This window comes from Bradyrhizobium shewense, assembly GCF_900094605.1.
GTDB lineage: Bacteria > Pseudomonadota > Alphaproteobacteria > Rhizobiales > Xanthobacteraceae > Bradyrhizobium > Bradyrhizobium shewense.
Genome location: NZ_FMAI01000001.1, coordinates 327151 through 346196, shown reverse-complemented (window position 1 = coordinate 346196; position 19046 = coordinate 327151). Strand labels below are relative to the sequence as shown.

Annotated in this window: 18 protein-coding genes; 11 read left to right on the top strand and 7 right to left on the bottom strand. The window is 62.9% G+C overall.

The features are described 5' to 3' along the window. Window positions 1-109: 109 nt before the first annotated feature. Window positions 110-1036 carry a helix-turn-helix domain-containing protein gene (locus GA0061098_RS01490; RefSeq protein ID WP_091952657.1) on the bottom strand — a complete coding sequence of 309 codons (927 nt, stop codon included), beginning with the start codon at window positions 1034-1036 and terminating at the stop codon, window positions 110-112. A 28-nt stretch (window positions 1037-1064) separates the two neighbouring features. Then, window positions 1065-1949 carry an SDR family NAD(P)-dependent oxidoreductase gene (locus GA0061098_RS01485; RefSeq protein ID WP_091952654.1) on the bottom strand — a complete coding sequence of 295 codons (885 nt, stop codon included), beginning with the start codon at window positions 1947-1949 and terminating at the stop codon, window positions 1065-1067. 366 nt (window positions 1950-2315) lie between these two features. Here GA0061098_RS01485 and GA0061098_RS01480 point away from each other — a divergent pair, with 366 nt between their 5' ends. The 10 genes from GA0061098_RS01480 to cydB all read left to right on the top strand — a co-directional run bounded on the left by GA0061098_RS01480 (window position 2316) and on the right by cydB (window position 9664). Beyond that, complete coding sequence (locus GA0061098_RS01480) at window positions 2316-3371, top strand: catalase family peroxidase (RefSeq protein ID WP_091952652.1); 1056 nt, start codon at window positions 2316-2318, stop codon at window positions 3369-3371. Then, the gene (locus GA0061098_RS01475) at window positions 3368-3931 is read left to right on the top strand and encodes a cytochrome b (protein ID WP_091952650.1); all 564 of its coding nucleotides are present in this window, start codon (window positions 3368-3370) and stop codon (window positions 3929-3931) included. Before GA0061098_RS01480 ends, GA0061098_RS01475 begins: the two co-directional genes overlap by 4 nt. A gap of 119 nt (window positions 3932-4050) precedes the next feature. Continuing rightward, window positions 4051-4551 (top strand): Dps family protein, encoded by a 501-nt coding sequence (locus tag GA0061098_RS01470; RefSeq protein ID WP_165637092.1) that lies wholly within the window; start codon window positions 4051-4053, stop codon window positions 4549-4551. Between the two features lie 37 nt (window positions 4552-4588). Beyond that, entirely contained in the window at window positions 4589-5218 is a 630-nt protein-coding gene (locus tag GA0061098_RS01465) for a histidine kinase dimerization/phosphoacceptor domain -containing protein (protein WP_091952648.1), read from the top strand. A 129-nt stretch (window positions 5219-5347) separates the two neighbouring features. Then, the gene (locus GA0061098_RS45935; RefSeq protein ID WP_245323135.1) at window positions 5348-5524 is read left to right on the top strand and encodes a hypothetical protein; all 177 of its coding nucleotides are present in this window, start codon (window positions 5348-5350) and stop codon (window positions 5522-5524) included. Window positions 5525-5527: 3 nt separating this feature from the next. Beyond that, window positions 5528-6364: a formate dehydrogenase accessory sulfurtransferase FdhD gene (gene fdhD, locus GA0061098_RS01455; RefSeq protein WP_091952645.1), complete on the top strand. Its 837-nt coding sequence runs from the start codon at window positions 5528-5530 to the stop codon at window positions 6362-6364. 18 nt (window positions 6365-6382) lie between these two features. Then, window positions 6383-6871 carry a YoaK family protein gene (locus GA0061098_RS01450; RefSeq protein ID WP_245323134.1) on the top strand — a complete coding sequence of 163 codons (489 nt, stop codon included), beginning with the start codon at window positions 6383-6385 and terminating at the stop codon, window positions 6869-6871. Then, window positions 6775-7065, top strand: a complete 291-nt coding sequence (locus GA0061098_RS45930) for a DUF1275 family protein (RefSeq protein WP_245323149.1) — start codon at window positions 6775-6777, stop codon at window positions 7063-7065. The genes GA0061098_RS01450 and GA0061098_RS45930 overlap by 97 nt, the downstream gene beginning before the upstream one ends. Window positions 7066-7265: 200 nt before the next feature. Continuing rightward, window positions 7266-8675, top strand: a complete 1410-nt coding sequence (locus GA0061098_RS01445) for a cytochrome ubiquinol oxidase subunit I (protein ID WP_091952643.1) — start codon at window positions 7266-7268, stop codon at window positions 8673-8675. 2 nt (window positions 8676-8677) lie between these two features. Next, the gene (cydB, locus tag GA0061098_RS01440; RefSeq protein ID WP_091952641.1) at window positions 8678-9664 is read left to right on the top strand and encodes a cytochrome d ubiquinol oxidase subunit II; all 987 of its coding nucleotides are present in this window, start codon (window positions 8678-8680) and stop codon (window positions 9662-9664) included. A gap of 84 nt (window positions 9665-9748) precedes the next feature. On the opposite strand, the gene GA0061098_RS01435 is transcribed toward cydB, so the two are convergent. Further along, on the bottom strand, window positions 9749-10996 hold the full coding sequence (locus GA0061098_RS01435; RefSeq protein WP_091952639.1) for an oxalate decarboxylase family bicupin: 1248 nt from the start codon (window positions 10994-10996) through the stop codon (window positions 9749-9751). A gap of 247 nt (window positions 10997-11243) precedes the next feature. Between GA0061098_RS01435 and GA0061098_RS01430 the strand changes: the two genes are divergently transcribed. Next, window positions 11244-13535: an FdhF/YdeP family oxidoreductase gene (locus GA0061098_RS01430; RefSeq protein ID WP_091952638.1), complete on the top strand. Its 2292-nt coding sequence runs from the start codon at window positions 11244-11246 to the stop codon at window positions 13533-13535. Window positions 13536-13583: 48 nt separating this feature from the next. On the opposite strand, the gene GA0061098_RS01425 is transcribed toward GA0061098_RS01430, so the two are convergent. From GA0061098_RS01425 to GA0061098_RS45925, 4 genes are all read right to left on the bottom strand, one after another. Next, on the bottom strand, window positions 13584-14927 hold the full coding sequence (locus GA0061098_RS01425; protein WP_245323148.1) for a sensor histidine kinase: 1344 nt from the start codon (window positions 14925-14927) through the stop codon (window positions 13584-13586). A 261-nt stretch (window positions 14928-15188) separates the two neighbouring features. Beyond that, window positions 15189-15605, bottom strand: a complete 417-nt coding sequence (locus GA0061098_RS01420; RefSeq protein WP_091952634.1) for a thioesterase family protein — start codon at window positions 15603-15605, stop codon at window positions 15189-15191. Then, window positions 15592-18735 (bottom strand): efflux RND transporter permease subunit, encoded by a 3144-nt coding sequence (locus GA0061098_RS01415; RefSeq protein ID WP_091952631.1) that lies wholly within the window; start codon window positions 18733-18735, stop codon window positions 15592-15594. Before GA0061098_RS01415 ends, GA0061098_RS01420 begins: the two co-directional genes overlap by 14 nt. Next, on the bottom strand, window positions 18732-19040 hold the full coding sequence (locus tag GA0061098_RS45925; protein WP_245323133.1) for a permuted SH3 domain-containing protein: 309 nt from the start codon (window positions 19038-19040) through the stop codon (window positions 18732-18734). The genes GA0061098_RS01415 and GA0061098_RS45925 overlap by 4 nt, the downstream gene beginning before the upstream one ends. Window positions 19041-19046: the final 6 nt, after the last annotated feature.

Below are 19046 nucleotides of genomic sequence, written 5' to 3'. Positions count from 1 at the left end.
GGCATACCACCTCGACTTTGGCGAGGGTGCTCTCACGAGTTCGCGGAGTTTTTTTCAGAAAACGACCTTCGATTATGGAAACGCACCAGAAGGTCCGGCCTTCGGGAGATCATGACTTGAAAGTGCGGCGCCACCGTCCGGGACTTAGGCCGGCGTGTTGCTTGAAAGCCGCATTGAGATGGCTCTGGCTCGAGAAGCCGCACAGCGTGGCAATCTCCGTCAATGTGAGGTTCGACTGTTCAAGGAAGTTCTTGGCCACGCTTACCCGCTGCGCAATCAACCATCGATGCGGTGACATGCCGGTCGAATAGCGAAAAGCGCGTGCGAACTGGGTGATGGACAGGCCGCACTCCTGCGCCAATTCGGAAAGCGAGACGTCCATGCGCTCACTCATCATGTCTTTTGCACGTCGCTCCTGCCATTGCGCAAGTCCCGCGGCACGGGGGAATAGGAAGCGCGCGCTGCCGTAGCGCCCGAGCGCATGTGCACATGCCGCATTCAACAGCTCGTCGAGCAGCAGGCTAGTCGTCGCATGCGGGTCTCTCAAGGCGGCCAGGCCGGCTCGTGCAAGATGTCTCATCACGCCGTCGTCGCCGCCGATGCCGGGCTTGTGGACGAGCTCCGAGACCGCGCCGCTGTCGTTCTGCTCGGCGAAGCTATTGAGCGTTGCAAGCGGAAGATAGAAATGGACGACGTGAGAGGGGCCGCGCACGAGTGCTCGCGGATCCTGTCTCAGATCGAAAATGTAGGTCTTGCCAGCGTCCCAGCTTTCGACCTGGACGGGACGGCCATTGTACCAGCATTCGTGATCGGTGATGTCCTTGAGAAATACCGATGCGAGGAATGCGTCGTCATATCCCAATGAGGCGCTCTGCTCGATGGGTTGGTCGAACCGGAGTTCGGTGACCGCAAGAAGGCCGCGGCGTAAGGTGCGGTGAACATGCGTCGGCGGCTCGGGCATCCCGAAGCAGTCGGCGAACTCCGTACCATAGGCGTGGGCGCCCCTCGGCCTTGATGCTTCAGGTAGCTCGCTCATCGGCTTGCCTCCGTGTGCGTGAGACGGGCTATTCTACTCCGATGACCGCTGGTTTGAGAATATCCGCCAGTCCGATCCGGTGGAGCAGTTCCGCGCGTTTCCCGTCGGCGACTGCGTCGACGGCTGCAGCTCCATCATCGTCGGGTCCGAAATGCACCCTCAACGGACGCTGCCCGAACGGCATGTTCACGACGTCGGTTATTGCGCGAGCGACGTCTTGCGGAGCAGGATCGCGGGGCGAAAGCTCGGCAAGTCCCGCCAACGTGGTTTCGCTCACGTCGGCGGTCGGACCATCTGCGTATTCTTCGGCTCGCATGGTGTCCGCCGGCCGGCCGGTGCGAACGTAATGGCCGGGTCCGAGCGCGCTGGGAACCACGATGGTTGTCTCGATTCCCCAACGTGCGAGCTCGCCGGCATAGCAGAGCGCCAGTGCGTCAAGGGCAGCTTTCGACGACGCGTAGACTCCCTGGAAAGGTACGGCGCCGCCCCGCGCGCTGCTCGACGTGATCCATATCAGCAGGCCCTGGCCCTGCTTGCGTAATTGCGGTAGTGCCGCGCGATTGAGGCGCTGTGCGCTCAGCACGTTGGTCTCGTATAGCCCGGCGAGCTGCTGCGGCGTAAAGGCCTCGGTCGGGCCGTAAACCACTTGGCCCGCATTGTGCACGACCACGTCGAGGCCGCCGTTTTCGGCGATGATGGTTTCGATGGCCGAGTTCAATGAGCTTTCTGAGGAGAGGTCGAACTCGATGACGCAAAGGCCGGTGCCATGGTCGTGGAGATCCGCTCCGATGTCCTTGGCGGTGGCCGCGTCCCGCGCTGACACGTAGACTGTGTGGCCGGCCTGCACCAGTTCCCTGCAGGTGCTCCGTCCGATGCTGTTTGCTGCCCCTGTGACGACGATCACCTTGCTCATTCGGTCCCCAATGCATTCCGTACTCCGCAAAGACGGCACCACCGTCGCGATACCGCTCGTTCCCCAGATATCGGGCGCTGCCTCTCTGTGCGGAAAGCACCTGAAATAGCGCCTCGCGCGGCACGGGTCTTTCGAGCGCGGCGATCGATTTTCAAAACGCACGAATTATTTCCAGAACGCCCGAAGCCGCTCCGCGTGTATTGCCGGAATATTTGAAACCGGCAGTCCGGACGTGCCTTCGCGAAACTGACGGTATGTTTGGAAAGATCGGTGCCACGGCGACCCGCTAAAACGACTCTGTGTCGTTCGAGCCGAGCGCTGCGCGCGTTGGATCGCCGGACAGTTCGAGCGGTGGAAGGAGACTTGATGAATCAGCCAGGTAGACTAAAGGGTCCGGGCCTTGGGTCGCTCGTTTTGATTGCGGTCGTTGTCGGCGGCAGCGCTGCTGCGTTCGCATATACGGCAGGGTGGCTCTCGCCGGGGCGTCTCACTCCGGAGCGGATGATCGCGGCGCTGACTCCCCCGAGCGGTGCGCCCCTCGGACACCGAAGGAATCATGCCAAGGGAATCTGCTTCACCGGCGCGTTCGAGGCGAATGGAAATGGTGTGGAACTCTCCCGCGCGAAGGTCTTCGTGCAGGGCCGTTATCCGGTCCTTGGGCGTTTCAACCTCGGCACGGCCGATCCGAACGCCGTAGATGCGACCGTGCGCGTGCGCGGCATGGGGCTTCAGATCTCGGCAGCAGATGGCGAGGAGTGGAGAATGGCGATGATCAACCCGCCGTTCTTTGCGGTTTCGACACCTCAGGCCTTTCACGACCTGCTGGTTGCGTCCGGCAAGAAGGATCCGGAGGCGATGAAGGCGTTCAGTCAGGCGAATCCGGAATTTGCCGCTTTCGCAGCCTGGGCCAAGGCGGCGCCCTGGACGGGCAGTTACGCGGAAGAGCCCTATAACAGCCTCGACAGCTTCGTCTTCGTAGATGCAAAGGGCGACGAGCGCGTCGTACGATGGTCGCTACGGCCTGCGGCGGAACGGATTCCGGTTTCGCAAGCCGACCTTGAAAAGGCCGGCCCGGATGTCCTCGAGCAGGAGATCGAGGAACGGATTCGGACTGCTGGCCCGCAACGATGGACCATGGTCACGACCGTGGCTGAACCGGGCGATCCGACTGCCGATCCGAGCAGGGCGTGGCCGGAAGAGCGCCGCGCGGTACAGGTCGGAACGCTCGTCGTGCAGCGGATCGAGCCGGAGCGGGATGGCCCGTGCCGTGACATCAACTTCGATCCGACAGTCCTTCCGCAGGGCATACGGGTATCGGATGACCCATTCCCGGCGGCACGCTCATCGGTGTATCGCAGATCCTACGATTTGCGTGCGGCCGAGGCGAAGGACTATCCGCGAACCGAGGCCGTGCAGCAATGACCGACGCTCCCCGTCGTTTTGCCCTGATCCAGCGGCTGGTGCACTGGTTCATGGCGGCGTGCATCTTCGCCATGCTCTTCATTGGTGCCGGCATGGTATCAACCGTCGCGCCGAAATATCTGCCTCTCGTCCTGATCCACAAGACGCTCGGGGTGGCTCTCCTCGCTCTCGTCCTGATCAGGCTGGCGCTGCGGCTTTATTACGGTGCCCCGCCGTTGCCGGCCGATCTCCCATGGAGCATGAAGCTTGGGGCGAGATTGTCTCACCAACTCCTCTATGGCTTGATGATCGTCATGCCGTTGCTTGGTCTCGGCATGCTCTGGGCTGCGGCCTATCCGGTCATCCTCTACGGCGGGATTCAGATTCCGGCGCTGCTGTCGCAGAGCGACGGCGTGCACACGCTGCTCTGGAACGCCCATTTCTATCTGGGCTTCACGTTCTTTGCCCTCGTGCTGCTGCATCTGGCGGCGGCGCTGTTTCATGCACTGATCCGCCGCGACGGCGTATTCGGGACGATCTCGCTTCTGCCGTCGCGGGACAGGATGACCCCCGTGGAATGAACCGGCTGCGCGCCGGCAGGCCGTCGCGCGCGTGCAATTCGAGAATGGTCTTTCAGGTAGGAAAGACCACTGGCGCGAGGGGCGCCTAGATGTCCATACCTCCATCAAGGATACCGACCATGACCAAAGCAGACCTCCAGAGCCCGACCGATCTCGGAGCTAACGCGAACCGGGACGTTCCAGCCGCGCTGAGAGCGCTGCTGGCGGACGTCTTCGCGCTTTACCTGAAGACCAAGAACTTCCACTGGCACGTATCGGGCAGCCACTTTCGCGACTATCACCTTCTGCTCGACGAGCAGGCCGATCAGATCTTCGCCATGACCGACGACATCGCCGAGCGCGCGCGCAAGATCGGCGGGACCACGCTGCGCTCGATTGGTCACATCGCGCGCGAGCAGCGCATTCTCGACAACGATGCGGACTATGTCGATCCGCTAGACATGCTCGCCGAGCTGCGCAGCGACAACCAGCAGCTGACCCGGGAAATGCGCCGGGTGCACGAGCTTTGCGACGAATACAGCGATGTCGCGACCGCAAGTCTCCTGGAAAACTGGATCGACGAAACGGAGCGGCGCGTCTGGTTCCTGTATGAGACCGGCCGAAACGGGCCGAACTCGTAAGCGCGGTCGTGCCGTTCGGCCAGGAGGCGGATGAAGGATGAGCAGCCTCTCGAAGCTCTCGGCGAACGGCGGCATGACGGCGGAGCGCCTGCTGCTGCGAGAGTTCGCGCATCGGATCGACGACGAGCTTGCGTCGGCGATTGATCTGGTGTCGAAGGCCGCCAGTCGCTGCGACGCGAGGGAAGGGAGGGCGACGCTCGCTTCCCTGCAGGAACGGCTGGAAAGTCACGTGCGGCTTCATCACGCGCTACAGATGCCGCAGTTCACCACGATCGTCGATCTGGCGGCCTATCTTCAGCAATTATGCCGCTCGATCAGCCGTTCCAGCCTCGAAGGCGAGGGTATTTCGCTCTCGCTCTTGCTGCATCCGTTGAAGATGAGCTCCGAGCGTTGCTGGCTGCTGGGGATGATCGTCTTCGAGCTGGTTACCAGTGCGGCGGGCCGCGTATCTCACGGCGGAACTGGCGCGATTGATCTCGAAATGTGGGTGACGACTACGTCAGTCGCATGCTCCATCACGGACAACGGCTCGTCTGACGAGGCACGGCCTCAGCAAAAGGAGCGCGCCATCGTCGAGGCACTTCTCGAGCATCTGAACGGGACGGTCGATGTTCACGCCGGACCCGGAGGCACCACGACCGTCGTGAGCCTCCCACGTTGGTCGTGAATCGCGCAAACCGATCCGCACCGTACGGATGAACTAATACCGCTGCGTCCTCGAAAGATTGCTGCTGGCCGGTTTCGCTAGGCTTTGCTTCATGGCCGGCGGACCGGTCCTGCGAACAAGGGTCAAACCATGACGGATATCTCGAACTCGAAGGCATCGCTCGGAAGGGCCATTCACGCGATTGCTGGAAAATGGGGCTGGTTCGTTGCGCTGGGTGTCGGCGAGCTGATATGGGGATTCATCGCATTCGGACTGGCCCTCAGGAGCCGCGCCTCCCGTCCATCGGCCCAGCCAGCGGTGGTGTGAGCCATGATCGCGAGCTCGACATTCACGCGGCATCAGGAGATCGCTTGGCGCGGTGGTCACACGAGGTCTACCTCGCGCTTCGTTGCCGAGGAGACCGGCATCGCACTCACCTACAATGGCTCCACCCATGCAGTGATGATGGGAACGCCGGCGGACCTGGAGGATTTCGGCGTCGGCTTCAGCCTCACCGAGGCCATCGTCGAGCATCCGGGCGAGATCAGGGATATCGATCTGGTCCCGAACGAACTCGGGATCGAGGTGCGGATGTGGCTCGATGGCGACCGTGCGGCATCCCTGGCTGCGCGGCGCCGGGCCATCAGCGGCCCCGTCGGATGCGGACTATGCGGCATCGAGAGCCTCGAACAGGCACGCCGTGCACCGTCGCGCGTGGCCGACCGGGGTGCCACGTTCTCAGGAGAGGACTTGCTGACGGCCATCCGGGCGCTGTCTCCGCTTCAGATCCTGTATCAGCAGACGCGAGCCGTCCACGCAGCGGCCCTTTGGCATCCGTGCCTCGGTATCGCTGCGATCAGGGAGGACGTCGGCCGACACAACGCGCTCGACAAGCTCGCTGGCGCCATCACGCGCGAGGGCAGGTCGGCGGGCGATGGTGTTGTGCTGCTGACCAGCCGCGTTTCGGTCGAGATGGTGCAGAAGGCCGCCATGATCGGCGTGCCGGTGGTCGTGGCCGTTTCCGCGCCCACTGCGCTCGCCATTCAGACCGCGGACGAGGCCGGAATCACGCTGGTCGCGATCGCTCGCGACGACGGGTATGGCGTGTTCACGCATCCGCACCGTGTTCTGTTGCCCGAAGATGCCGCCTCGCGCACGGACCTCTGACCGGGAGGGCTGACGACAATGGCGGTGCAGGCTGCAGCACGGGAGCCGGTGGCCGGGACGGACACCGGGGTCTACGTTTCGGAACAATCCCTTCTCGTCGCAGCGCTGCTGAGCATGTCGGGCGGTTATCTCGATGCCTTCACCTGGCTCTCGCTCGGCGGCGTCTTCGCAAGCTCGCAAACCGGCAATGTGGTCTTTCTCGGGCTCTACGCCGCATCCGGACAAGGGCAACATGCGGCCCATCACCTCGTGCCGATCGCCGGCTTCCTCCTGGGCGCTTCATTGGCGATCCGCATTCGTGCGCCGCTGCTCTGTCTCGCCGGTGAGATCGTTGTCCTGGCCGCGGTGATGCTGCTGCTTCATCGCATCCCGACTGCGGTCGCGATTCTCGGAATGTCTTTGCTGCCGCGCTGCAGTCAGCCAGCTTCAGGCAGGTCGAGCGCTGGAAGTATCTCTCCGTCACGGTCACTGGCAACATGCTTCGCGCCATCGATCAGTTCGTTGTGACAACCGATCGGGAGGCCGCGCGCGGCACAGGCGCCATGCTGACGCTCTGCCTGATGTTCCTGTTGGGGGCCGCCGTCGGCGGCTGCACAACGCGGTTGCTCGGCGCGTGGAGTCTTGCCTTGCCGATCGCCTCGTCGATATGCGTCCTCTGGCTCTGTCGCCGGCATCGCCTCCGCCCCGAAGCTGAGCCATGATTTCCCGCCATCGGCATGCGCAGCGGTCGTCGCCCGCCAGCCCGAGGCACCCAACATGCCATTCGACAAAAGGACGTTCGTTCGAGGAAGCGGGCGCCCGATGCGGTGTCTAGTCTTCCTGTCAAGGTCGACAACATCCAGCAGCCGGCTGCCCGCGTGCCGTGGGCGGCGAAGCGAGCCTGAGCGAACGGGAGTCTCCGATGGATCTGACAGCCCTTCTTCTATCGCGGCTGCAATTTGCCTTCACTATCTCGTTTCACATCATCTTCCCGGCCTTTACGATCGGGCTGGCCGCCTGGCTCACTGTGCTCGAAGCGATGCACCAATATAGCGGCAAACCCGTCTACCGGATCCTCTTCGAGTTCTGGCTGAAGATATTCGGCGTAGCCTTCGGCATGGGTGTCGTCTCGGGGGTGGTGATGGCGTTCCAGTTCGGCACGAACTGGAGCGTGCTCTCGAAGATGTCGGGGCCGATCCAGGGACCGCTTCTGTCCTACGAAACGTTCACCGCCTTTATGCTGGAAGCCAGCTTCTTCGGCATCCTCATCTTCGGGCGGACGCGCGTGCCACCCTGGTTCTACCTGTTCTCCACCGCCATGGTGGCGCTTGGAACGACGCTTTCGGCGTTCTGGATCATGGTGAACAACAGCTGGATGCAGGTGCCGACCGGCTATGTCATGCAGAACGGCCAATTCGTGCCCGTGGACTGGGCGCAGATCATCTTTAACCGGGTGGTTTGGGTCAGGTTTCCGCACATGTTGCTCGCCTCCTATCTCACCGGCGCGTTCTGCGTCGCGGCAACCGGCGCGTGGTATTTGCTGCGGCGGACCTATCGTGCGGAGGCCCGGGTCATGCTGAGCATGGGGCTTGCGCTCGCTGCCGTGCTGCTTCCGGTTCAGCTCTTCATCGGGCATCTCGTCGGCGACTATGTCCACGACCTTCAGCCGGCCAAGTTCGCTGCCATCGAAGCTCGTTGGCACGACGAGCAGCCCGCCTCGGAGGTTCTGATCGCGATTCCAGATTCGGGAACGGAGTCGAACAAATACGCCATATCAATTCCGATCCTCGGGAGCATCATCGGAAGCCTCAGCCTGACTTCGAAGGAGGTCGGCCTGACCAGCTTCGCGCCGCAGGATCGGCCGCCCGTGTTGATTCCGTTCTTCGCCTTCCGGATCATGGTCGGCTGCGGCCTCGTCATGCTGGGGCTGGCTTGGCTCGGGACCTGGCTCGGCCTGAAGCATCGCCTCGAGCGCAGCCGCCTCTTGCTTTGGGGTATCTTCCTCAGTTTTCCGCTGCCATGGATAGCGATCCTCACCGGCTGGTACACGGCGGAGGTCGGCCGTCAGCCATGGACGATCTACGGCGTGCTGCGGACTGCTGATGCCGTGACGCCGTTCCTCACGGCCTCCGCCGCGATGATGTCGCTGATCTTGTTCGTCGCGGTTTACGCCTTCATCTTCTCGTTCGGGACCTATTACATCTATCGGCTGCTGCGGGCCGGCCCGCCGGGACTTGGCGGCAAGCCGCTGGACATCCCGGCGCCCAATCGGCCGATGTCGCTTGCCGACCAGTTGCCGACGACGCGCAGCTATCTCGAAGCGGGAGAATAGGCATGGTGATGTTCTGGGTTGCGCTTCTCGCCATCAGTATCCTGATCTACCTGCTTCTGGACGGCTTCGACCTCGGCGTCGGCATGCTGTTCGGCCTGACCAGCAGCAAGTCCAAACGAGAGGCCATGCTGGGCACCGTCGCCCCGGTCTGGGACGGCAATGAAACCTGGTTGATCGTCACAGGTGTGATCCTGTGGGGCTCGTTTCCCCTGGTCTATTCGATGTTGCTCCCGGCTCTCTATATCCCGGTTGTCGTCATGTTGCTGGGACTGATCCTGCGGGGAGTGGCATTCGAATTTCGTGGCAAGGCATCACGCTCGCGCTGGATCTGGGATGTCTGCTTCGCGACAGGCTCGTTTGCCGCATCCTTCATGCAGGGAGCGATGGTGGGCGCGATCGTGGAAGGACTGCCATTCTCGAACGGGGACTATACCGGCGGGACCTTCGGCTGGCTGACGACCTTTGCCGTCCTGTGCGGGATCGGCCTCTGCTTCGGCTATGCGCTGCTCGGCGCCTGCTGGCTGGTGCGGAAGAGCGAGGGTCCCGTGCGGGACATGGCGCGGCGCCAGATCCCGCCGCTCGCGATAAGTGTGCTCGCATTCTTGGTCATCGTCTTCGTCCATGCGCTCGCCGAGCATCTTCCGATTTTGCACCGATGGATCGATCGACCCTATTTGTTCGTGTTTCCGCTGATCGGCGCCGGTGCGGCCGCAGTGCTCGCCAGGAGCATCCTGAACCACGACGACTACTGGCCGTTTCACATGGTGTCGCTGATCTTCGTGGCGGCGTTCGGAACGCTCGCCCTCTCATTCTGGCCCTACATGATTCCGTTCGTCGTCACGATCGAGGAGGCCGCAGCTCCTCATGCGAGTCTCGCGTTCATGTTCTGGGGCGCCGGCCTGTTCGTCTTCCCGCTGATGCTGCTCTATATGGCGGTCGGTTATCGCATCTTTCGTGGCAAGTCCGTCTCCGCGGTTGATCACTACTGACGGCGGCGCTCATCGCGAGGATGGTGTTCGCCAGGATAAGAATAAGGCGCCGTTTCCGGCGCCTTATTCGTTCGGACCCCTTGTTCAGGATTTCGGCATGATGCCGGGGCTGTTGTCCGGCCATTGCGCGATCAGCTTCTCGTCGATGTTGAAATGCTGGGCGACCAGTTTGGGCGGCGTATGCGTCAGCCAGTTGGAGAGCGACACCTCCTCGTAGCGAGGTGCGCGGAATACGCCGACGAACTGCAGCTCGGTGTCGCCGATGTTTTCCACATAGTGACCGAGGTTACGCCGGACATAGCCGATGTCGCCGGCGGCGAAATTCGTCGTCAGAGCATTGGGACCGGTATCGAACACGGTCATCCGCGCCTTGCCCTTGATGTAGTACTGCCACTCGTCGGCATTCGGATGCCAGTGCATCTCCCTGACGGCCCCCGGCGGCATCGTCACCAGCGCTGCGGCGACGGTGGTGGCTACCTTGAAGGTGGTGCTATCGGCGACGCGAATGGTCCCGGCCGAACTCTCCTTGACTGGAGCCGAGCCGGCCAGCGAGTGGACGAAGGGGTAGGGCGGCGCTTCAGCGTGCCTAGTGGCGGCCGCGCGATCTGCGGCGAGATCGCCGGGCACAGTGCCCTGGAAGATCCAGCGGTTGTGAAGCGGAATCTTGGCGAAAGCGTTAGCCGGAACGCCGAAGTTCTTCGCCAGCACTTCGGGGGGCGTGTGCGCGAACCAGTCCGTCACCAGGAGCGTGTTGAATTCGTTGGCATGGCCGTCGTCGAAGCAGATCACGAATTCGCAGCCGTCGGGACCCAGTCCCTGCAGCGAATGCGGCGCGCCCGGCGGAAAATACCAGAGGTCGCCGGATTTGAGGTCGGCGACATAGGGGCGCCCTTGCGTGTCGAGCACCGTGATGCGGCAAGTTCCGTAGGTCATGATCGCCCATTCGGCGGCCTGATGCCAGTGCAGCTCGCGAATGCCACCGGCCGACAGCCGCATGTTGACGCCGGAGATCTCTTTCGAGATGGCGAAATCCGCGACAGTGACCTGGCGCGCCCAGCCGCCGTCCTGGATGCGTCTTGGCGCATTGTTGAACGAGGCCCAATCCATCGGCAGGCCGCCGACGTCGGTTGCGGGCGGGGTTTGCGCCGAAGGAAACTGGCTGGCGAGCGCTGGGTTCTGTGGACCCGGATCGGTCAGGCTTCCAGGACTCGTGGCGTTCACGGCGCCTTGCGGCGGCTCGTCCGGATTGCCGAAGGTTGCGGCCTGCGCGCTGGAACCGACCATGGCGGCGCCCGCCGCCGACATCGCCAGCAAATCACGTCGTGAGAACATGTTCGATTGCTCCTGAAAATTGTCGCGAGCCCTGCGTCGCGATGGGCTCCAGACACCAGCCTAGTTTCTGGGTGCCGGCTCAGCTTCCGGGAACGACGTTCCTTTTTCCGGAATGCACTGACTGCTTCAGCCGGCCGGTCTGGTCCGAACCTGTGCAATTGAGAAATTCGAATTCCGATTTGAAAAGACGCCTCTGCCGTCGCGCCCCTTAACTGACTGGCGAATTGCCACATCGAGAGACATCGAGATGACCACGAAATCGGTTCGTCCCTACCGTGAACCTGCCGGCGGATGGGGAGCCCTGAAGGCGTTGAGCGAAGCCCTGCTGGTGCAGCGGGTGCCGCTGAAGGGGGCGGCAACGCTGAGCCGCATGAATCAGCCGGAGGGCTTCGACTGTCCCGGCTGCGCCTGGCCCGATCCGAAGCACACCTCGTCATTCGAGTTCTGCGAGAATGGCGGCAAGGCGATCGCCTGGGAGGCGACGTCCAAACGCTGTACGCCCGAGTTTTTCGCCGAGCATACCGTCACCGAGCTCGCGACCTGGAGCGACTACGATATCGAAATGGTCGGGCGGCTCACGCATCCGATGGCTTATGACGCCGCCTCCGACCGCTATCTCCCGGTCGAGTGGAGCGATGCCTTCGACATGATCGGCCGAGAGCTGAAGGCGCTGCCGGACCCGAATATGGCCGAGTTCTATACGTCCGGGCGGACCTCGAACGAGGCCGCCTTTCTCTACCAGCTGTTCGTGCGCGAATACGGCACCAATAATTTCCCCGACTGCTCCAACATGTGCCACGAGGCGACCAGCGTCGGTCTGCCGCAATCGCTCGGTGTCGGCAAGGGCACCGTGCTGCTCGAGGATTTTGACAAGGCCGACTGCATCTTCATCTTCGGCCAAAATCCTGGCACCAACAGCCCGCGCATGATGACGAGCCTGCGCAACGCAGCCCGCCGCGGCGCGTCGATCATCTCGTTCAATCCGTTCCGCGAGCGGGCACTGGAGCGCTTCCAGGCGCCGCAGAGTCCGATCGAGATGATCACTCTGGGCTCGACCACGATCAGCTCGAAGCTGTTCCAGGTGCGGGTTGGCGGCGACGTCGCGGTTCTCAAGGGGATCATGAAGGTCCTCGTTGAAGCGGACGAAGCGGCCCGTGCTGCCGAGCAGCCGGAGATTCTGGATTGGGATTTCGTTCGCGGGCACACCGCCGGCATCGAAGCGCTGATCGACGACCTCAAGCGCACGCAATGGCCCGACATCGAACGCCAGTCCGGCCTGACGCGCGAGGACATGGAATATGCGGCCGCCGCCTATATGAAGGCGGATCGTGCCATCCTCGTCTACGGCATGGGCATCACGCAGCATCAGCGCGGTGCGCATAATGTGCAGCAGATCGCCAACCTCGCGCTCCTCCGCGGCAATGTGGGACGCGAAGGCGCCGGGGTCTGTCCGGTCCGCGGTCATTCCAACGTGCAGGGCGATAGGACCGTGGGGATCACGGAGGTTCCCAAGGCGGATTTCCTCGATCGCCTGGAGCGGCGATTCGGCTTCAAGCCGCCCGCTGCGCCGGGGCACAACGTCGTCACCGCGCTGGAGGCGATGATCCGCGGCGAGGTGAAGGTCTTCTTCGCAATGGGCGGCAATTTCGCCGCGGCTATCCCGGACTGGCAGGCGACGCAGGCGGCCTTGCGCAAGCTCGACCTGACCGTCCACGTCTCCACCAAGCTCAACCGCAGCCATCTGATCCACGGCCGCTCTGCCTTGATCCTGCCGTGCCTCGGTCGCACCGAGATCGACATCCAGGAAGCGGGACCGCAGTCGATAACGGTCGAGGACTCCATGTCGATGGTCCACGCCTCCGGCGGCCGCAACAAGCCGGCATCGGAGCATCTGCTTAGCGAAGTCGCGATCGTCGCGGGGCTCGCCAAGGCGACTCTCGGCGAGCGCTCAGTGGTCGACTGGGACGGGTTCGTTTCAAATTACGACCTCATCCGCGACGCGATCGAGGCGGTCTTTCCGATTTTCCAGGGCTACAACGCCCGCATCCGCGTTCCCGGCGGCTTTCATCTCACCTCGACGGCACGGGAGCGGATCTGGGCGACGCCGTCCGGAAAGGCCAACTTTCTCGTCTTCGAAGGCTGCGGCGAGGACCCCGCGCAGGGCGATCCCGATTTCCTGTGGCTCAGCACCATCCGCAGCCACGACCAGTACAACACAACGCTGTACTCGATGTCGGACCGCTATCGCGGCGTCTTCGGCCAGCGCGACGTTGTATTCCTCAACGAATACGAGATGAAGAAGCGCGGGTTTGCCGATGGCGATCGTATCGATCTGATAACCGTATCGACCGACGGCGCGGAACGGATCGTACGTAACTTCCGCGTGGTGGCTTATTCCTTTCCGACCGGTTGCTGCGCCGCTTATTATCCCGAGACAAATCCGCTGGTGCCGCTTTATGCCCGCGATCCCATCAGCTTCACGCCGTCATTCAAGGGCATCCCGATTCGCCTGGTGCGTTCGACCGCGAGCCAGCCTTAGAGGGTAGCAGCCGCCAGATTGCGGTCACGCGCCGGCACTGAGGCCGGATTACGACGAAGGCGCGGCCGTCGAGATCGGCAGCGTAAACCAGAAGCGAGCGCCGCCCTCCGAGCCGTGGCTATCGGCGCCGATCCGGCCTCCGTGCGCCTCGACGATCGATCGGCAAATGGGCAGTCCCATGCCCATGCCGCTCTCCTTGGTCGTGAAGAAGCTTTCAAACAACCGGTCGACATGTTCGGTGGTGATACCGGGACCATTGTCCTCCACGGAGCAGCACAAGGTGCTGGGGTCCTGCATCGTCGTGGTGATGATGATGCGGCGATCGTCGCGTCCGGCCTGCGTCATTGCCTGCACGGCGTTGATTGCCAGATTGACGATGACCTGCTGAAGCTGGGTGCGGTCACCGAGTGCCTGCGGGGCCGACGGATCAGGCCGGTGCAGGATCGTCACTGCATGGGATTCCAGCTCATGTCGAAGAAAGACAAGTGCCTCCCGGACGATGTCGTCGACCGTCAAACGTGCCGGCTCCGGCGCCTTCCGGGACGCCATCCCGTGAACGCGCGCCACGACGTTCGCGGCGCGGCGCGTATCGGCAATCATATTTTCGATTGCGCTACGCACCTCGACGAGGTCAGGGACGGGCCTGCTCAGCCATCTCAACCCCGCAGCGCCGTTGGTTGCGATGGCCGCCAGGGGTTGGTTTACCTCGTGGGCGATTGAAGCGGTGAGTTCACCGAGTATCGAGACGCGCGCTGCATGCGCGAACTCCGCCTGTACCTGCCGAAGCCTCTCTTCGGCGCGAATGCGCTGCGAGATGTCAATCGTGCCGACAAGACTGATCTCGAGATCGTTGATTGGGCCGACGCGCGCCGTCGTGAACAGGACGTCGACGACGCGCTCGTCCCAGGTCACCATCCTGGTTTCTTCTTCGAAGTTTGTTTCACCACGAAATCGGGACTCCATGGCTCGACGGAACGTATCCGGACGCACCTTCCAGGTGTCGGCCATGGAACGTCCTGCATAGCCATTGGCACCTCCGCCTCCGAACATCTGAATGGCGCGGTCATTGGCCTCCTGAAACGAGAGTGCCTCCATGCAGGTCTGGAGAAAATTCGGATGGCTGTCGAAATAGGCGCCGAGATCCTTGACTCCCTCGGACCGCAATTGTCGGAACAGCACCACCAGCCTGCTGCCGTCGAGCTGGCGGAGTGCGATCGGCATGCGGCTGAACAGATGGCGGTAGCGCTGCTCGCTCCGCTCCAACTCGGCATGGGCCTTTTTCTGGGCGGAGATACCCATGGCCGCGCCGACGAATGTCAGCGAAGCAGCCAGAAAAGCGGCAAAAGCGACTGCGGTGACATTGTATCCGAGCAGAGAGCAGGCGAACGACACCAGGGTCAAGGCAAGGGTGCCCAAGGCGCACAGAAGAACGCAATCCTGTTTGGTGTGGATCGGCAGCAGGCGGCGCCATCCTCGCCGGGGCTGTACGGGTTGGGAGCGGTCCAGGCATTCAGACGTCATCCCTAAGATTTACCGCCGTACGGAACAGACGTCTTTGCCTCTTCGCAGGCGCTTTGCGAAAACGCACGACGTCGTGATCGGAGCTGAGATTTGACGGGATCTAGCCGGTCGCAATTGTCTCTGGCTGGAGCTCTACGTGATCGCGACCGCCGGTCGCGTCACGCCGAACCGCTGCTCGAATTCGGCGACGTTGACGATGCCGCGCCGGTGAGTGCCGTCGCCTATCTTGCGATCGCCGTCCCAGGCTTCGACCTCGAAGACGACGCTCTTGGTCTCGACCGTGACGACCCGCGCCACCGCGCGCACCTTCCGGCCGACGGGCGTTGCCGCCAGATGACGGACGTTGACCATCATCCCGACGCTGACATGCCCGGCCGGCAGAAACGGCTGGATCGCAGATCCCGCGGCCATCTCCATGTGCAGGATCATCGTCGGCGTGCCGTACACTGCCGGCATGGCGGCCACCACATGGCCCACAGTCATCTCGGGGGTGACGGTCACCAGCTTTTCCGCCGTCATGCCGGTGGCCACCCCGTCAAGCGGACTCATGGCTCAATCCTGTATCTGCGTCGGTCGGGGACGGGCTCGGTGTTTCGGTCGCACGCGGCTTGGATCCGGTGAACCAGTTGCCGAGCTTGTCAAGATAGAGATAGACCACGGGCGTGGTGTAGAGCGTCAGGATCTGCGAGAGCATCAGGCCGCCGACGATGGTGTAGCCGAGCGGCTGGCGCAACTCCGCGCCGGTACCGGTACCGAGCATCAGCGGCACGCCGCCGAGCAGCGCCGCCATCGTCGTCATCAGGATCGGGCGGAAGCGGAGCGTGCAGGCCTGGTAGATCGCCTCCTCGGGGCTCAGTCCGTGCTCGCGCTCCACCTCGAGGGCGAAATCGACCAGCATGATGCCGTTCTTCTTGACGATGCCGATCAGCAGGATGATCCCGATGATGGCGATGACGCTGAGATCCATGTGCACCGCGAGTAGCAGCAGCAGCGCGCCGATGCCGGCCGAAGGGAGCGTCGACAGGATCGTGATCGGATGGATCAGGCTCTCATAGAGCACGCCGAGAATGATATAGATCACGATCAGCGCCGCGCCGATCAACAGCGGCGTGCCCGACAGCGAAGACTGGAACGCCTGCGCATTGCCCTGGAACGAGGTCGACAGCGAAGCGGGCTTGCCGGTGTCCTTCTCGATCTTCTGGATCGCGGTCACCGCATCGCCGAGCGCAGCGCCGGGCCGCAGGTTGAACGAAATCGTGACAGAGGGAAACAGGCTCTGGTGATTGATCAGGATGGGCGCAGGCTTGATGACGGCGTGGACCAGCGTGCTCAGGGGGACCTGCTGGCCGGTAGCCGAATTCAGGTAGATGTCCTTGAGCGCCTCCGGTCCGTACTGGAAGCGTGGATCGACCTCCATGACGACGTGATATTGGTTCAGAGAGGTGAACATGGTGGAGACGATGCGCTGGCCGAAGGCGTCGTCGAGAGCGTTGTCGATCGTCGTCGGCAGGATACCGAAGCTGGAGGCGACTTCCCGATTGACGGTGACCTCGAGCCTCGGACCGGCATTGGCCTGGTCGCTTGCGACGTCGGTGATGACGTCGAGCGCACGGAGCCTCTCCAGGAAGATCGCCGACCAGTGGGTGAGCTCGTCGGAATCCGCGTCCGTCAGGGTGTATTGATACTGCGTCTTCGACAGGCGGGCGCCGATGGTGATATCCTGCGCCGCCTGCATGTAGAGCCTGATACCCTGGATGTGGGCGAGCCGGGGCCCGAGGCGCTCGATCACCTGATCGGCGCTTGCCTTGCGTTCGGGCTTGGGTTTCAGGACGATGAAGATGCGTCCCTGGTTGAGCGTTGCCGTCGGCCCCCCCGGACCGATATAGCTCGCCACCGACTGGATCGCCGGGTCCTTCGAGAGAATGTCGACAATCGCCTGCTGACGTTCGGACATCGCGGGGAAGGAGATGTCCTGGGCAGCCTCGGTGTTACCGACGATCTGCCCGGTGTCCTGCTGCGGGAAAAAGCCTTTCGGGATGATCACGTAGAGATAGCCGGTCAGCGCGATCGTCGAGAGCATCACGAGCAGTGTCACGAAGCGATGGCGCAGCACGACGCGAAGGCCCCGCGCGTAAAGCGCAAGCAACGCATCGAAGCCGCGTTCGAGCAGCAGATAAAGCCGGCCGTGCTTTTTCCTCGACTGATCTTTCAGGAGTCGCGCGCACATCATCGGCGTCAGGGTGAGCGAGATCACCAGCGACAGTAGCAGCGAGGCAGTGATCGTGACTGCGAATTCCTGGAACAGCTTTCCGACATACCCGCCCATCAGGAACAACGGAATGAAGACCGCGATCAGCGACAGGGTGATGGAGACGATGGTGAAGCCGATCTCGCTGGAGCCCTTGAGCGCCGCGTCCATCGGCGTCATGCCCTGCTCGAGATGACGTACGATGTTCTCGATGACCACCACGGCATCGTCGACCACGAACCCGACCGCGATCGACAGTGCCATCAGCGAGAGATTGTCGAGGCTGTAGCCGAGCACGTAGAGGACCGCGAACGTGCCGATCAGCGTCAGCGGAACCGTGATCGCCGGGATGAGGGTAGCCCAGAAATTCCGCAGGAACAGGAAGATCACCATCACCACCAATGCGACCGTGAGCATCAGTGTGAACTGGACGTCGGACACCGCGGCGCGAATGGTGGCGGTGCGATCCGCAGCGATCGTCACCTTGATCGCTGGCGGAACGGAAGCTTGCAGTGTCGGCAGTAGTTTCTTGATGCGGTCGACCGTCTCGATCACATTGGCGCCAGGGACACGCTGGACGGCGAGAATGATCGCGGGTTCCTTGCCGTACCAGCCGGCGAGAAGGTCGTTTTCAGGGGCCTCGATCGCCGTGCCGATATCGCGTATGCGCACCGGCGAGCCGTTGCGATAGGCGATGATGAGGTCCTCGTAGGCTGATGGTTTCAGGAGCTGATCGTTGGTGTTCAGCGTGTAGGTGACGCGCGGGCTGTTGAGCGTGCCCTTCGGCGAGTCGACATTGGCGCCGGCGATCACACTGCGGACGTCTTCGAGGCCGATGCCGCGGGCGGCAAGCGCCTGCGGATTGACGCGGACGCGGATCGCGGGCTTCTGCTGGCCGCCGATTCCGACGAGACCCACGCCGGGCACCTGCGAAATCTTCGGCAGCAGGATGTTTTCCGCGTAGGCGTCCACCGTGGTCAGCGGCAGCGAATCCGACGTCAGCGCGATCAGCATGATCGGCGTCTCCGCGGGATTCACTTTTCGGATCGTCGGCGGGTAGGGGATGTTCGGCGGCAGAAAGGGGCTGGCGGCGTTGATCGCGGCCAGCACGTCGACCGCGGCGCTGTCCACCGTGCGCGACAGCTCGAACTGCACTGTGAGCTGTGCCACGCCGAGCGCGCTGGACGAGGTGAGCTGGGTGATACCGGGAATCTGGCTGAGCTGCTGTTCGAGCGGTGTGGCCAGGGACGATGCGATGGTGCCCGGATCGGCGCCGGGCAGTTGCGCCGAGATCTGGATTGTCGGGTAATTGACGTTTGGCAGGGCGCCGACCGGCAGCAGCGGATAGGCGGCAAGGCCGAGCAGCAGCAGACCTGCCATCAGCAGAGCTGTCGCAATCGGTCGCAGGATGAAGGGCGCGGAAAGGTTCATGGGAGCGCGTCCTGCACGGCGCTTTGCAGATCGGCTTCGCGCGCCGCCTTGCCGTGCAGCTCTCGGACGCGGCTTCCTTCCGTCAGCCGATACTGGCCATCCACCACGACGACGTCGCCCGATTTCAGGCCCTGGTCGATCAGAGCCTGCCCGTCGCTGATCTCGACGACGTGAACGGGACGCAAGGCAGCCGTCTGATCGGCAGACACGACGTAGACATAGCTGCCGTTCGGACCTTGCTGAACTGCCGATCCAGCCACCGTCAGGGCATCCTTGCGCGTTTCCAGCAGCAGACGCGCGTTCACCAGCTG